The sequence below is a fragment of the Brevibacterium yomogidense genome, from assembly GCF_016107685.1.
GTDB classification, from domain to species: Bacteria; Actinomycetota; Actinomycetes; order Actinomycetales; family Brevibacteriaceae; genus Brevibacterium; species Brevibacterium yomogidense.
The window spans coordinates 475,115-488,982 of sequence record NZ_JABASY010000002.1 but is presented as its reverse complement, the minus strand read 5'-3'; the positions used below and the strand labels follow the sequence as shown (position 1 = coordinate 488,982).

General features: G+C 69.5%; 13 protein-coding genes and 4 tRNA genes. 1 reads left to right on the top strand and 16 read right to left on the bottom strand.

Features of this window, described 5'->3' with window-relative positions:
• Window positions 1-20 precede the first annotated feature (20 nt).
• From ruvC to JFC09_RS06505, 10 genes are all read right to left on the bottom strand, one after another.
• A complete protein-coding gene (ruvC, locus tag JFC09_RS06550) occupies window positions 21-620 on the bottom strand; it encodes a crossover junction endodeoxyribonuclease RuvC (protein WP_198393179.1) in 600 nt (199 codons plus the stop codon).
• Between the two features lie 3 nt (window positions 621-623).
• Entirely contained in the window at window positions 624-1,379 is a 756-nt protein-coding gene (locus JFC09_RS06545; RefSeq protein WP_198393178.1) for a YebC/PmpR family DNA-binding transcriptional regulator, read from the bottom strand.
• Between the two features lie 49 nt (window positions 1,380-1,428).
• Window positions 1,429-2,049: a phosphatidylinositol phosphate synthase gene (gene pgsA / locus JFC09_RS06540; RefSeq protein ID WP_198393177.1), complete on the bottom strand. Its 621-nt coding sequence runs from the start codon at window positions 2,047-2,049 to the stop codon at window positions 1,429-1,431.
• Window positions 2,049-4,037 (bottom strand): S9 family peptidase, encoded by a 1,989-nt coding sequence (locus JFC09_RS06535; protein ID WP_198393176.1) that lies wholly within the window; start codon window positions 4,035-4,037, stop codon window positions 2,049-2,051. Before JFC09_RS06535 ends, pgsA begins: the two co-directional genes overlap by 1 nt.
• Window positions 4,030-4,584, bottom strand: a complete 555-nt coding sequence (locus JFC09_RS06530; RefSeq protein WP_332839706.1) for an HIT family protein — start codon at window positions 4,582-4,584, stop codon at window positions 4,030-4,032. The genes JFC09_RS06535 and JFC09_RS06530 overlap by 8 nt, the downstream gene beginning before the upstream one ends.
• A gap of 59 nt (window positions 4,585-4,643) precedes the next feature.
• The gene (gene thrS / locus JFC09_RS06525) at window positions 4,644-6,602 is read right to left on the bottom strand and encodes a threonine--tRNA ligase (protein ID WP_232483302.1); all 1,959 of its coding nucleotides are present in this window, start codon (window positions 6,600-6,602) and stop codon (window positions 4,644-4,646) included.
• 228 nt (window positions 6,603-6,830) lie between these two features.
• Window positions 6,831-6,902 (bottom strand) — tRNA-Val (locus JFC09_RS06520).
• Between the two features lie 62 nt (window positions 6,903-6,964).
• Window positions 6,965-7,036, bottom strand: a tRNA-Val gene (locus tag JFC09_RS06515).
• 23 nt (window positions 7,037-7,059) lie between these two features.
• Window positions 7,060-7,130 (bottom strand) — tRNA-Cys (locus JFC09_RS06510).
• A gap of 23 nt (window positions 7,131-7,153) precedes the next feature.
• Window positions 7,154-7,226, bottom strand: a tRNA-Gly gene (locus tag JFC09_RS06505).
• A gap of 128 nt (window positions 7,227-7,354) precedes the next feature.
• Here JFC09_RS06505 and JFC09_RS06500 point away from each other — a divergent pair.
• Complete coding sequence (locus JFC09_RS06500; RefSeq protein WP_332839680.1) at window positions 7,355-7,828, top strand: TIGR02611 family protein; 474 nt, start codon at window positions 7,355-7,357, stop codon at window positions 7,826-7,828.
• 26 nt (window positions 7,829-7,854) lie between these two features.
• On the opposite strand, the gene JFC09_RS06495 is transcribed toward JFC09_RS06500, so the two are convergent.
• The 6 genes from JFC09_RS06495 to JFC09_RS06470 form a co-directional block, all read right to left on the bottom strand.
• On the bottom strand, window positions 7,855-8,766 hold the full coding sequence (locus JFC09_RS06495) for a PPK2 family polyphosphate kinase (RefSeq protein ID WP_198393174.1): 912 nt from the start codon (window positions 8,764-8,766) through the stop codon (window positions 7,855-7,857).
• Window positions 8,763-9,785: a cell division protein ZapE gene (gene zapE, locus JFC09_RS06490; protein ID WP_198393173.1), complete on the bottom strand. Its 1,023-nt coding sequence runs from the start codon at window positions 9,783-9,785 to the stop codon at window positions 8,763-8,765. The genes JFC09_RS06495 and zapE overlap by 4 nt, the downstream gene beginning before the upstream one ends.
• A gap of 115 nt (window positions 9,786-9,900) precedes the next feature.
• Window positions 9,901-10,950 carry a GTPase Era gene (gene era / locus JFC09_RS06485; RefSeq protein ID WP_408610942.1) on the bottom strand — a complete coding sequence of 350 codons (1,050 nt, stop codon included), beginning with the start codon at window positions 10,948-10,950 and terminating at the stop codon, window positions 9,901-9,903.
• Window positions 10,937-12,220 (bottom strand): hemolysin family protein, encoded by a 1,284-nt coding sequence (locus JFC09_RS06480; RefSeq protein WP_332839679.1) that lies wholly within the window; start codon window positions 12,218-12,220, stop codon window positions 10,937-10,939. Before JFC09_RS06480 ends, era begins: the two co-directional genes overlap by 14 nt.
• 1 nt (window position 12,221) lies before the next feature.
• Entirely contained in the window at window positions 12,222-12,704 is a 483-nt protein-coding gene (gene ybeY / locus JFC09_RS06475; RefSeq protein WP_198393171.1) for an rRNA maturation RNase YbeY, read from the bottom strand.
• Window positions 12,701-13,861, bottom strand: coding sequence for a PhoH family protein (locus JFC09_RS06470; protein WP_198393170.1), 1,161 nt, complete (start codon window positions 13,859-13,861; stop codon window positions 12,701-12,703). The genes ybeY and JFC09_RS06470 overlap by 4 nt, the downstream gene beginning before the upstream one ends.
• Between the last annotated feature and the right edge of the window lie 7 nt (window positions 13,862-13,868).

The following is a 13,868-nucleotide window of genomic DNA, read 5'->3' as shown; positions in this document are numbered from 1 at the left end:
TAATCATGCGCGCGACGCGTTCACGACTCCGCCGCGCGGAGTGCACGTGCCCACTGCTCCTGCGCGGCGGTGAGACCCGAACCCTGGCGGCCGGCTGCCCGTCGCGTGAGGACGTCCTTGCGCTTGCCCGGTGTCGACGCGCCTGCGGTCGCGCCGCGCCACAGGTGGGTGATCGCGAGTGCCAGCGCATCCGCGGCGTCCGCCGGCTTCGGGGGAGCGTCCAGGCGCAGGATCCGCGTGACCATGCGGGTCACCTGCTGCTTGTCTGCCCGCCCGCTGCCCGTCACCGCCGCCTTCACCTCCGAGGGGGTGTGCATCGCGACGGGGATCCCGCGGCGGGCCGCGAGCCCCATCGTGAGGCCGGACGCCTGAGCTGTGCCGATGATCGTCGAGACGTCGGATCGGGCGAAGACGCGTTCGACCGCCACGACGTCCGGGCGATGCTCATCGATCCACTGGTCGAAGGACTCCGCGATGCGACCCAGACGGACGTCGACGGATTCGTCCGCCGGAGTGCGGACCACCCCCACCGCGACGAGCTCCGGTCGCGTCGGACGGCCGGACTCCACCACGCCCAGTCCCAGACGGGTGAGCCCGGGGTCGACCCCCAGGACGCGCACGGATCAGTCCTCGTCGAGTGCGGCGAGGACCTCGTCGGACAGGTCGACGTTCGTGTAGATGTTCTGGACGTCGTCCAGATCCTCCAGTGCGTCGATGAGTCCGAACACCTTGCGTGCAGCGTCGACGTCGACGGGCACCTCGACGTTCGGCACGAACGCGGCCTCCGCCGATTCATAGTCGACACCCGCCTCCTGGAGCGCCGTCCGCACAGCGACGAGATCGGTCGCCTCGGACACGACCTCCCACTGCTCGCCGGCGTCCTTGATCTCCTCCGCCCCGGCCTCCAGGGTGGCTTCGAGGATCGTGTCCTCGTCCGCCGCGTCCTTCGACACGGCGACGACACCCTTGCGCTCGAAGTTGTAGGCGACGGAGCCCGGGTCCCCCATCGATCCGTTGTTGCGCGTCACTGCCACGCGGACGTCGGAGGCCGCACGGTTGCGGTTGTCCGTCAGGCATTCGATGAGGAGCGCGACACCACCGGCGCCGTAGCCCTCGTACATGATCGTCTCGTAGTCGACGCCGCCTCCGTCGAGTCCACCGCCGCGCTTCACCGCGCGGTCGATGTTGTCGTTGGGGACGGACGACTTCTTCGCACGCTGCACGGCATCGAACAGTGTCGGGTTGCCCTCGAGGTCCGGCCCGCCGTTGCGCGCTGCCACCTCGATGTTCTTGATGAGTTTCGCGAACAGCTTCCCGCGCTTCGCGTCGATCGCGGCCTTCTTGTGCTTGGTCGTCGCCCACTTGGAGTGACCTGCCACGTGTGTTCCTCCGATTCAGATGCGTCTCAGATGCGTGTCGAGTGACATGTCATTCTACAGTCGGTGCGTCTCCCAGCTGGGACCGCACCGCCGCCATCCGCTGGATCACCGTCACGATGCACAGGAGGCTGAGCACTCCCAGCGCCGCCGTGAGGGTGACGACGGGGAGCCCCAGCCCTACCAGGCCGGTCACGACAAGAGTGACGAGCAGCCTGTCGGCACGCTCCGCGATCCCGCCCGCCGCCTCCACTCCCAAGGCTTCACCGCGCGCTCGCACGTAGGACACGAGTGAGCCGGCGACCAGGCAGACGAGCGACAGCAGTGCGGTGAGCGGGTCGTCGGCGCCGAGGAAGAACCACAGGGCCAACCCGACGAAGACCGCGGAGTCCGCGACGCGGTCGAGAGTGGAGTCGAGGAAGGCGCCCCATGCGGACGGCGTGCCGGCGATGCGCGCCATGATCCCGTCGAGCATGTCCGCCAGCACGAACACCGTGATGACGACGGTGCCCCAGAAGAGATGCCCCAGCGGATAGGCGATGAGGGCACCGGCACAGACGCCGACCGTCCCGATCACGGTCACGGCGTCGGCTGTGAGGCCGATGCGCAGGAGCAGCTGTGCCGGCGGTGTGAACAGCCGGGTGAACGCGGCCCGCGCGATCGAGTTGAGCATCAGCCGTCCTGCGGGGCCCCGGGCGCGGGGCCGGTGCCGAAGAGGCGCGACCACCAGTCGGCGATCGCCTCGAAGCGCGCGATCCGATGGCGGGGTCGTCCGCTGCGGGACAGTTCGTGGTCCTCGCCGGGGAAGACGAGGAGCTCCGCCTCCACTCCGTGGCGCAGCAGCCCCGCGTAGTACTGCTGTGCCTGTTCGAGAGGACAGCGCAGATCCTTCTCCGAGTGGATGACGAGGGTGGGTGTGCGGACATCGCCCACACGGGCCAGAGGCGACTGGCGGGCAAGGTCGGCAGGGTCGGATCCCACGTATTCGTGGCCGAAGAACCCGCCGATGTCGCTCGTGCCGGCGAACGACACGGGGTCGAGGAAGCCCCTCTCCACGATCGCGCCCGTGAATCGGTGGTCATCGGCGATGATCATGGCAGTGAGGTAGCCGCCGTACGAGCCTCCCTGGACACCCAGCCGCCGGGAATCCAGCTGCGGGTGGGCTTCCAGCGCCGCCACGAGCACGGCGAGCACGTCTTCGGACGCGGGGTCGGCGAAGTCTCCGCGCACCCGGGCGCCCCAGGCGCGACCGCGGCCCGCCGAGCCGCGGGGGTTCGACCAGACGACCGCGACGCCCGCGTCGAGGAGGGCCTGCACCTCGTCGAAGGCCGCGGCGGTGTACTGCGCGAACGGTCCCCCGTGGATCGACAGGACCACGGGGTGCGGGCCGGTGCCCGCCGGGATCGCGCACCAGCCCCGCACTTCTCCCCCGGACGTCTGCGCGGCGATCGGCCGTGCGCGGTACCACGCACGGCCGTCGAGGGCCGTGAGCGCGATCGGGTGCGGGTCACCGCCGGTCGCTGCACTCGCGGGGCCCAGCCGGAAGACCTCCCCGCAGCTGTCGGGGGTCGCCGCAGTCACGACGATCGCGTCGTCGGCGGTCCGGTCGAATCCGGTGACCGCCCAGTCGACGGGTGTGAGCGCGCGGATGCGGTCGTCCTCACCCACGTCGTCCGCGGTGGAGACCTCCGCCAGTCGCTCCGCCCCGTCGTCCGTGAGCAGGCACAGCACGCGGTCGTCGACGGCGAGCAGCTCCCCGGACAGCTCCCCGTGGTCGACGGGCGTGAGGCGGTGGGTCGTCCCGTTCCTCACGTCGTGGATGTGCAGGCCTGGGACCTGCGCGACGAAGTCCGTCCGGCTGGGCCCCACGTCCGTCGCGAGGAGTGCGATCCGGTGGGGGTCCATCCACGCGTGCGAGGCCACGCTGAGGTCGCCGACGTCCACCGCGTACGGTGCGTCGTCGGTGGCGATCCACACGGTCGAGCGCAGATCCGGGCGGGTGCCGGGCGCCTCGGTCGGACCGATGACCGATACACGTCCGTGGTCGACCTGCAGGTCGTGGACGTCGCCGGCGAGTCGGAGCACTTCGTCGGCGCTCGGCAGCGGCACCTCCCCGGCCGGGGCAGGATCCGCTTCGTCTTCCAGCGGCACTCTCAGCAGCCGGGCAGGCCGGTCGAGGACGTACCCCACCCCGTTCGACTGGTAGGTGAGCGTCGTGATGCGCCGGGGCGGCTCCCCGTCGGCCGTCACGTCCGGATCCGTGCCGTAGCGGCCCTGCTCCGGGTCGCGGGCGATGGCGTAGGCCTGCGTGCCGTCCTCCGACAGCACGTATTCCGTGATTCCCAGCGGCAGGTCCGTCACCGCCCGCGGCGGCCCGTCGTCGACCGCCACCCACAACTGGGGTGACTGTCGCTGCGGCGCCCGGAGGAAGGCAGTCACGGACCCCTTCCGCGTATACGCGCGGTCGGACCATCCGGTCGACACCCGCCGCACACCGGTCACGTCGTCGGGCCGCGCCGCGAGGGGCACGGCGTGGAGGCGTGTCGAGTAGGAGTCGGTCTCCGCGTCCGCTCGCGTGATCTCGAATCGGACGCGGTCGCCCTCGACGCGCGGGCGGGACAGGGTGTAGAGCGATTCGATCAGTGCGCGCGACTCACTCATGTGCGCCCCACTCCCCCGCGACCAGCCGACGGACCTCGTCGTGGACCTGTGGCAGCGCCTTGGTCTGCGCGATGATCGGCAGGAAGTTCGCGTCCCCGCTGAACCGCGGCACCACGTGCTGGTGCAGGTGCGCGGCGATCCCCGCACCTGCCGCCGCTCCCTGGTTCATGCCGAGGTTGAAACCGGCGGGTGCAGACACCCGCCTGATCGAGCGCATCGCCTCCTGCGTGAACGCGGCGAGCTCCTGAGTCTCCTCCGCCGTGAGGTCCGTGTAGTCGGCGACGTGGCGGTACGGGCAGATCAGCAGGTGTCCGGGGTTGTACGGGTAGAGGTTGAGGACCGCGTAGACCGTGTCGCCCCGGGCCACGATCAGACCGTCCTCGTCGTCGCGCTCCGGCGCGACGCAGAACGGGCAGTCCTCGTCGGCCCCACCGGTCGGCTTCTCGTCGCCCGCCACGTACACCATGCGGTGCGGGGTCCAGAGCCGCTCGAAGCCGTCGGGCTGACGCGCGAACTCCGCAGCCGGCTCCGCACCGGTTCCGTCCACACCGCCGCCGAGGCCGTGGTCGGGTGCGGCGTGCGCGTCGCCCCTGCCGTGCGCCGCGCTCACACCTGGGCCTTCGTCTCGATCGCCTGCACGATCTCGTCGATCGCGTCGTCGACGGGCACACCGTTGCGCTGCGTGCCGTCGCGGAAGCGGAACGACACCGCACCGGCCTCCTGGTCCTCTCCGCCGGCGATGAGGATGAACGGCACCTTCAGCTTCGTCGCGGTGCGGATCTTCTTGGGCATGCGGTCCGTGGAGTCGTCGATCTCCACGCGGACGCCGCGTGCCGTGAGACGCGCCGCGATCTCCTCGAGGTACGGCACGAACGCATCCGCGACGGGCACTCCCACGACCTGGACCGGGGCCAGCCACACGGGAAACGCACCGGCGTAGTGCTCGGTGAGCACGCCAAGAAAGCGTTCGATCGATCCGAACTTCGCGGAGTGGATCATGACGGGGCGCTGGCGGCTGCCGTCCGCGGCTTGATACTCGAGGTCGAAGCGCTCCGGCATGTTGAAGTCGAGCTGGACGGTCGACATCTGCCACGTGCGGCCGATCGCGTCACGTGCCTGCACGGAGATCTTGGGTCCGTAGAACGCTGCGCCACCGGGGTCGGGGACGAGCTCCAGCCCCGATTCGCGCGCCACTTCCTCGAGCACGCGCGTGGCCGTCTCCCACTGCTCGTCTGTGCCGATGAACTTGTCCTTCTTCCGGCCGTCCTCGTCGCGCGTCGAGAGCTCCAGGTAGAAGTCGTCCAGACCGAAGTCCCTCAGCAGCGAGAGGACGAAGGAGAGCAGGTGGCGGATCTCGCGCCCCGCGTCCTCCTGCGCGACGTAGGAGTGGGAGTCGTCCTGGGTGAGTGCCCTCACGCGCGTGAGGCCGTGGACCACGCCCGACGGCTCGTCGCGGTACACGGTGCCGAACTCGAACAGGCGCAGCGGCAGCTCGCGGTACGAGCGTCCACGGGACCGGTAGATCAGGTTGTGCATCGGACAGTTCATCGCCTTGAGGCGATAGGGATGGCCCGGCTTCACGAGCGCACCCTCCTCGTCGCGCACCTCGTCGACGGACATCGGCGGGAACATGTTGTCGCCGTAGTACGGGAGGTGACCGGAGGTGTAGTAGAGCTCCTCCTTCGAGATGTGCGGAGTGCCGACGTAGGAGAAGCCCTCCTCGAGATGACGTGCGCGGACGTAGTCCTCCATCTCTCGCTTGACGACGCCGCCCTTGGGGTGGAAGACGGGAAGCCCTGAGCCCAGTTCGTCGGGGAACGAGAACAGGTCGAGCTCCGCACCCAGCCTGCGGTGGTCACGGCGGTCCGCCTCCGCCAGACGCTCCTGGTGGGCGCGGAGGTCGTCCTTGTTCGCCCACGCGGTGCCGTATATCCGCTGCAGTGAATCACGGGACTGGTCACCGCGCCAGTAGGCGGCGGACGACCGTGTGACGGCGAAGCCCTGACCGATGAGCTTCGTCGAGGGCAGGTGCGGGCCGCGGCACAGATCCTGCCACACCACTTCTCCCCTGCGATTGCGGTTCTCGTACACGGTGAGATCACCGGCGGCGACCTCGACGGAGGCCTCTTCGTCGTCGGCCGCGGAGAAGCGGGTGGTGATGAGCTCCGTCTTGAACGGCTCGTCGCGCATCCTCGCGAGCGCGTCCTCCTCCGACACGGTGACGCGGTGGAAAGTCTGCCCCTCCTTGATGATCCGCTTCGACCGCTTCTCGATCTCCTTGAGGTCCTCCGGAGTGAAGGGCTCGACGTCACCGAAGTCGAAGTAGAACCCGTCGGTGATGAAGGGACCGATCCCCAGCGTCGACCCGGGGAACAGCTCCTGGACCGCTTGTGCGACGACGTGACCGGCCGAGTGGCGGAGGATGTCGAGCCCGTCCTGGTCCGCGAGGGTGATGGGGGCGACGTCGTCGCCGGGTGCGAGCTCCCTGCTGAGGTCCGCCGGTTCGCCGTTGAGGCGGATCGCGACGACGTCGCGACGATCCGCGTACAGCTGCGCGGCCGTCATCCCCCCCTCGAACGGGTGCGACTGTCCTTCGAGGGTGATGGTCTGGGCCACGTGGTGCTCCTTTACGCGTGAGAGACGGCGGAGACGTACCGGGTCCCGCGCCACGTGCGAGTCTAACGTGTGAGCAGGGCGCCACCGTCAACCGGACCGGCGGTTCGGAGAGGCATCCCGGAGGGCAGATGAATGCGAGGAGCCGGGGTCCGCTTCCGCGTACCCCGGCTCCGTCTGTGCGCGATACTGGGATCGAACCAGTGACCTCTTCCGTGTCAGGGAAGCGCGCTACCGCTGCGCCAATCGCGCCCGCTGTGCAGGCTGTTCTGCTGTTGTCACCAGTTTCCCGGTGTGCGCGGATCACTCCGCTGTGCGCGATACTGGGATCGAACCAGTGACCTCTTCCGTGTGAAGGAAGCGCGCTACCGCTGCGCCAATCGCGCCCTGCCCCACTGGGACCTGAGCGAGGTGGAGAGGGGATTCGAACCCCCGTATACGGCTTTGCAGGCCGCTGCCTCGCCTCTCGGCCACTCCACCGTGAGACGGTTGACCTGTCTCCGAGCGGATGACGGGATTCGAACCCGCGACCCTCACCTTGGCAAGGTGATGCTCTACCAGCTGAGCCACATCCGCAACGAGCATTTGCTCTGTGCCGCAGGATTTCCCCGCAACGAGAGATAAATCTACACGGCGCCCCCGGCCAAGTCCAATCGTCCTGACGTGGTCCTGGTCACACCGTCGTGCATCCTAGAATCCAGGGTGTGAACGAGAAGGGACCCCAGCGACCGGAGGGGTGGCTGTCGCGCAGTCACAAGCAGGGACGACCCTGGTTCAGGCGCACGCGGCTCGCCTACCTGCGGTGGCGCGTGCAGCTGGATGCGCGGCCGCGCACCGCGCAGGCCTACCGGATCACCATCGGGGTCCTCGGGTCGCTCATCATCGTGCTGGGCCTCATCCTCGTCCCGCTGCCCGGGCCCGGCTGGCTCATCGTCCTCACCGGGGTGGCGGTCATCGCATCCGAATTCGAGTTCGCGCGACGTCTCCTGCGGTTCGCACGGGCGAAGCTGCGGGCTTGGACGCACTGGGTCGCGGCGAGCCACTGGACGGTGGGTACGGGCCTCGCCCTCATCACCTGCGCGTGCGTGGTGGGCGCCGTCTGGCTGGTGCTGCTGGGGATCGGGCTGCCGACGTGGGTGCCGCGGGACTGGGTGCCCGCGTGGACGGGCCTCCGCTGATCTTCCATGCCGGGCCTGCACTGGCCTCAGGGGCGGGTGATCAGCGCGGTCGTCGCATCGAGTTCCTCCTCGGCGGCTGCCGGGTCGAACGCAGGTGCGGGGAACTCGAGGCCCATCGAGTCGAGGTGGTGCAGGAGGAGTCGCCCCACAGCCCACCGCGCGTACCACTTGCGATTCGAGGGCACGACGTACCACGGCGCGGAATCATCGTCGGTCCGGAGGAGGACGTCCTCGAACGCCTCTGCGTACTCGTGCCAGCGGAGGCGGTCCGCCAGATCCGAGGCGGAGTGCTTCCATGCCTTCTCCGGCACGGTGATCCTCTCCCTCAGCCTCTCAGCCTGCTCGCCCTGCGACACCGTGAGCATCACCTTGACGACGTCGATCCCGTTGGCGGTGAGCCCGTCCTCGAACTCCCTGATCATCCCGTAGCGGGGCTCCCACACGCTCCGTGGCGCCAGTCCGTGCATGCGCACGGCGAGGATGTCCTCATAGTGGGAGCGGTCGAAAACCGCGATCCGTCCCCACGGCGGGACCCGGCGCTGCACGCGCCAGAGGAAGTGGTGAGCAGCCTCCTCCTGGGTGGGCACGCCGAAGGCGGTCGTCTCGAGGCCGTGCGGACCCACGGACCCAGACAGGTGCCGCACGACCCCGCCCTTGCCGGACGCGTCCCGGCCCTGCAGGACGAGGATGAGTGCGCGCCTGGCACCGTCGGGCCGCAGTGAATGCGCGTGCAGACGCTCCTGAGCGCGGCGGATCAGGCCGGCGTCGGCGTCCTGCGCGAGGAGTCCGTCGGTCTTGCGTCCTGCGAAACCGGGCGTCGACGAGGTGTCGACGCCCGTGAGGCCTCGGTCCGCGTCGTAGCGCAGCAGTGCGGCCACGCCCGCGGGGTCGGTGAGCGGCCCGGCCCGTCCGGCGGACGTTCCGCGACCGCGGGTCATGCCCGTGCTTTGTGGGCGAGAGCGGTGAGCCGGGAGAGGCAGCGGAGGTACTTCTTGCGGTAGCCGCCAGCGACCATGTCGTCTGTGAAGACGTGGTCCAGGCGCACACCGCTCGAGCAGACGGTGATGTCGCGGTCGTACATGCGGTCGACCAGCGCGACGAAGCGCAGGGCGACGCCTTCGTTCTCGATCGTCGTGACGTCGTCCCAGATGATCGTGTCGACACCGTCGAGCATCCGCCCGTAGCGCGAGGGGTGGATCGTGGACAGGTGGGCGACGGCGTCCGCGAACACGTCGCGTGCCACCGTCCCGTCCGCTGCGAGGAGTGCGGCCTCCAGCTCTTCGGCGGTCTGCGGCTCGGGAGGTTCGGGCAGACCGCGGCTGCGGTAGTCGTCGCCGTCGATGGACACGACGGTGAACTGGTCCGACAGCGCCTGGATCTCGCGCAGGAAGTCCTGCGCGGCGAAGCGCCCCTGTCCCAGCGCTCCGGGCAGGGTGTTGGACGTCGCGACGATCCGCACCCCCGCGTCCGTGAGTTCCCGCATGAGGCGGGACATCATGACGGTGTCGCCGGGATCGTCGAGCTCGAACTCATCGATGCAGACGAGCCTCATCTGCGACAGCTCGTCGCGTGCGCGCACGAAGCCGAGGGCGCCGATGAGGTTGGTGTACTCGACGAACGTGCCGAAGGTCGCGGGCTTCTCACTCGCGTGCCAGGTCGACGCGAGCAGGTGCGTCTTCCCGACGCCGTATCCGCCGTCCAGGTAGACGCCCTTCGCCCTGCTGCGGCGCCCACCGCCGAACAGCCTGCCGAGCAGACCCGACGATCCGCCGGAGGAGGACACGAAGTCCCTCAGCGTGTCTCGGGCCTCAGTCTGCGTGGGCTGGGCCGGGTCGGGTCGGTAGCTGTCGAAGGACACGTCCTCGAACTGCGGCGGCGGTACGAGACCGTCGATCAGCTCGTCCGGGGAGATGCGCGGATCGGATTCTGCGAGGTGGATGATCTGGGCGGTGCTCACGACCGTCAAGCATACAGATTCTCAGAGACTCCACAGGACGGGAGACGGAACGGTGGGACCGCGGCGCGGGACGTACCGGCTGGCCGCGCACGCCGCGCGGCCCGCCTGCGCCCGCTCAGGAGAAGTCGAAGCCCAGACGACCGAGCGCCTTCGGGTCCCGCTGCCAGTCCTTGAGGACCTTGACGTGCAGGTCGAGGTAGACGGGGGTCCCCAGGAGGGCCTCGATGCCCTTCCGGGCCTGCGAGCCGATGTGCTTGAGTCGTGACCCGCCGCGTCCGATGATGATCGCCTTCTGGCTGGGCCGTTCGACGTAGAGGATGACGTGCACATCCCACAGTGGACGGTCCTCCGGCCGGTCCTCGCGGGCACGCATCTCCTCGACCTGCACCGCCAGGGAGTGCGGGAGCTCCTCGCGGATCCCCTCCAGCGCCGCCTCGCGAACGAGCTCCGCCACCATGACCGATTCGGGTTCGTCGGTGAGTTCGCCGTCCGGGTAGAGGGGCGGTGAGAGCGGCAGGTGCGCGGCGAGCACGGCGTCGACGGTGTCGACCTGGAAGCCCGACGTCGCGGACACGGGCACGACGTCCGCGAAGTCGCCCAGTTCCGCGGTGCGCAGCAGTGCCGCCCCGACCTCGTCCTTGGACACGCGGTCGGTCTTCGTCACGAGCGCGACGACCGGTGTCCGGCCGGAGAACTGCGCGAGCTGCTCTGCGATGTACCGGTCGCCGGGGCCGGGCGTCTCGTCCGCCGGCACGCAGAAGCCGATGACGTCGACCTCCGCGAGGGTGCCCGCGACGAGGTCGTTGAGCCGCTCCCCCAGCAGTGTCCGGGGGCGGTGCAGGCCCGGCGTGTCGACGAGGATCAGCTGGTGGTCGTCGCGGTGGACGATCCCCCGAACGGTGTGCCGGGTGGTCTGCGGCTTGTCGGACGTGATCGCGATCTTCTCGCCCACCAGAGCGTTCGTGAGGGTCGACTTGCCGGTGTTCGGGCGACCGACGAAGCAGCAGAAGCCTGCACGATAGTTCTCCGGCACATCCGTGCGGAAGCCGCCGGGGCCCAGTGCTGCGGCGATGCGGTCGTCCAGCGACTGCTCGGCGGCCCCGTCCGCCGCGGGCGCTGCACCCGTCTCGCCGCTGTCGGCCTGTGAGTCGTCAGCCATGGTCATCCTCCTGGGTGTTGGTCGTGTCCGTGCGTGCGACATGCACGCGGGTGATCCTGTGCCGCCGGCCCTCCCCGGGCAGGGCTTCGAGTCGGAGGCCCGCGACAGCCGCGTGCGAGCCGGCGATCGGCACGTGCCCCACGAGCTTCTGCAGCAGACCGCCGACGCTGGAGACGTCCTCGTCGTCGATCCGCACGTCGAACAGGTCGCCGAGGTCGTCGATGTCCATCCGCGCGCTCACGACGGCCGCACCGTCCTCCCCGATCATCGCGTCGTCGCTCACATCGTATTCGTCGTCGATCTCGCCGACGATCTCCTCGACGATGTCCTCGATCGTCACGATCCCGGCGGTGCCGCCGTACTCGTCGACGACGACGGCGACGTGGGTGTTGCGGGCCTGCATCTCATGGAGCAGGTCGTCGACCAGCTTGGTGTCCGGCACGAAGCGTGCGACGCGGGCGAACCCGTCGATGCTCTCGACGCTGAGCTCTGGCCGCATGTGCAGCTGGCGGGCGATGTCCTTGAGGTAGAGGAAGCCGCGGACGTCGTCGATGTCCTCGCCCGTGACGGGGACGCGTGAGAACCCGGACCGCAGGAACAGGACCATCGCGTCGTCCAGGCTGGTGCCCGCGCGCACGGTCACGAGGTCGGTCCGGGGCACCATGATCTTCCACACCCGGGTGTCCCCCAGGGAGATGACGTTCGCGATCATGTCGCGCTCATCGTCCTCGATCACGTCGGAGGCCTGGGCTCGGTCGACGTAGTCGAGCAGCTGCGACTCGGACAGCGGTGCGCCCGCTCCGCTCACCTTCGCGGGTGTGAGCATGTTGCCCAGCCACACGAGGACGAGCGCGACGGGCCCCAGCGCGGCCCGGAGCCCGGAGACCATGCCGCCCAGCAGGAGGGACGTCTGGAGCGGGTAGTGCCGTGCGACGGAGCGCGGGGAGACCCCCGCGACGACGAAGACCGCGACCGAGGCCGTCGCGACGGTGCAGACGACGACTTCCCAGCCCACGTCGAAGACCTGCAGGTACGCGAACGCGATGAAGACGGTCGCGAGCGCTTCCGCGAGCTGCCGGGTGAAGGTGAGGACGTACGTGTGGACCAGCGGGTCCGTGAAGACCCTCAGGACCTTCGCGGCGCCTCGGCGGCCCTGCTCCGCCGCGTGCTCGACCTCGGAGCGGGAAACGGTCGCGAACGCGGAGTCCGCAGCGACGAACACGGCGGCGACGGCGAGGAAGACCAGAGCGACCGCGAAGAACGCTGCGATCGCCACCTCATCCCTCCGTGGGGTGCGGGACGTCTGTGCGGCCCGGTTCCCGCGCCGCGAAGTACGTGAGCAGCAGGCGCCGCTGCAGACCGAACATCTCCGCCTTCTCCTCGTCGTCCGCATGGTCGTAGCCCATGAGGTGGAGGAGACCGTGGGCGACGAGCAGGAGCACCTCGTCCATCGTGCTGTGGCCGGCGGCCACCGCCTGCTCCGCGGCGACCGCGGAGCACACGACGATGTCGCCCAGCACACCGGGCTCCGCGTCGTCGCCGGGACGCAGCTCGTCCATCGGGAAGGACATGACGTCGGTGGGGCCGTCCAGACCCATCCACTCGACGTGGAGCTCTTCCATCGGCCCCTCCTCGACGAAGCGGACGAACACGTCCGCGTCGGGGTGGATCCGCATCTGCTCGTACACGTGCGCGGTCAGCGTGTGGACGGCGTCGAGGTCGATCCCCGCGCCGGATTCGTCGGCTACCTCGATGCTCATGCGCGGGCTCCTGTCGATCCGGGCCTGCCGGACGCGGGTCTCCGCCCCGCGCCGACGTGCCGGGGCCGCCCTGCGGTCCCGGGCTGCTCCGTGGCGGACCACAGGTCGTAGGCGTCCACGATCGCGGACACGAGCGAGTGACGGACGACGTCCTTGCTCGTGAGGGTGCAGAACGCGATGTCGTCCACTCCCTCGAGGATGCCCTGGACGATGCGGAGGCCGCTCGCGGTGCCGGTCGGCAGGTCGACCTGACTCGTGTCGCCGGTCACCACCATCTTCGACCCGAAGCCCAGGCGGGTGAGGAACATCTTCATCTGCTCGGCCGTCGTGTTCTGCGCTTCGTCGAGGATGACGAAGGCGTCGTTGAGCGTCCGTCCGCGCATGTACGCGAGCGGGGCCACTTCGATCGTGCCCGATTCGATGAGCCGTGGGATGCGCTCGGGCTCGATCATGTCGTGCAGTGCGTCGTAGAGGGGCCGCACGTACGGGTCGATCTTCTCGTTGAGCGTCCCGGGCAGGAAGCCCAGGCGCTCCCCCGCTTCGACCGCGGGCCGTGTGAGGACGATGCGGGACACCTCGCGTCGCTGCAGCGCATTCACGGCCATCGCCATCGCGAGGTACGTCTTGCCCGTTCCCGCGGGACCCAGTCCGAACGTGATCGTGTGCGACCGGATCGCCCGCACGTACTCGTGCTGGCCGAAGGTCTTGGGCCTCACGGTGCGACCCCGAGTCGACAGGATGCTCGCCCCGAGCACGTCCGACGCGGACGCCGCCTCCGGGTCGATCGCACCCACGCGCGCGACGGTGTCCGGGTCGATGATCGCCCCGGAGGCGACCAGCCGCTTGAGTTCGCCGATGGTGCCGACCAGCGCGGACACGGCGTCCTCCGGTCCGGTGAGCGCCATGTCATGACCGCGCACGTGCACGTCGACGTCCGGCGCCAACTGCTCGAGCGCTCCCAGGTTCACCTCCGCCGGACCGAAGAGGGCGACGAGGTCGAGGTCTTCAGGGAGGGCGAGCCTCACTGTGGTCCGCTGCGGTGCGGTGTCGTCGGGGGTCGCCGTCGCCGGGCGGTCGTCGGGGCCTGATCGGGTGTCAGGGCCCGGGAAGTGGTCGGGTTCCAGGGGGTGTCCTTCCGGTTGGTCGTGCCGTGTCATGTGATTC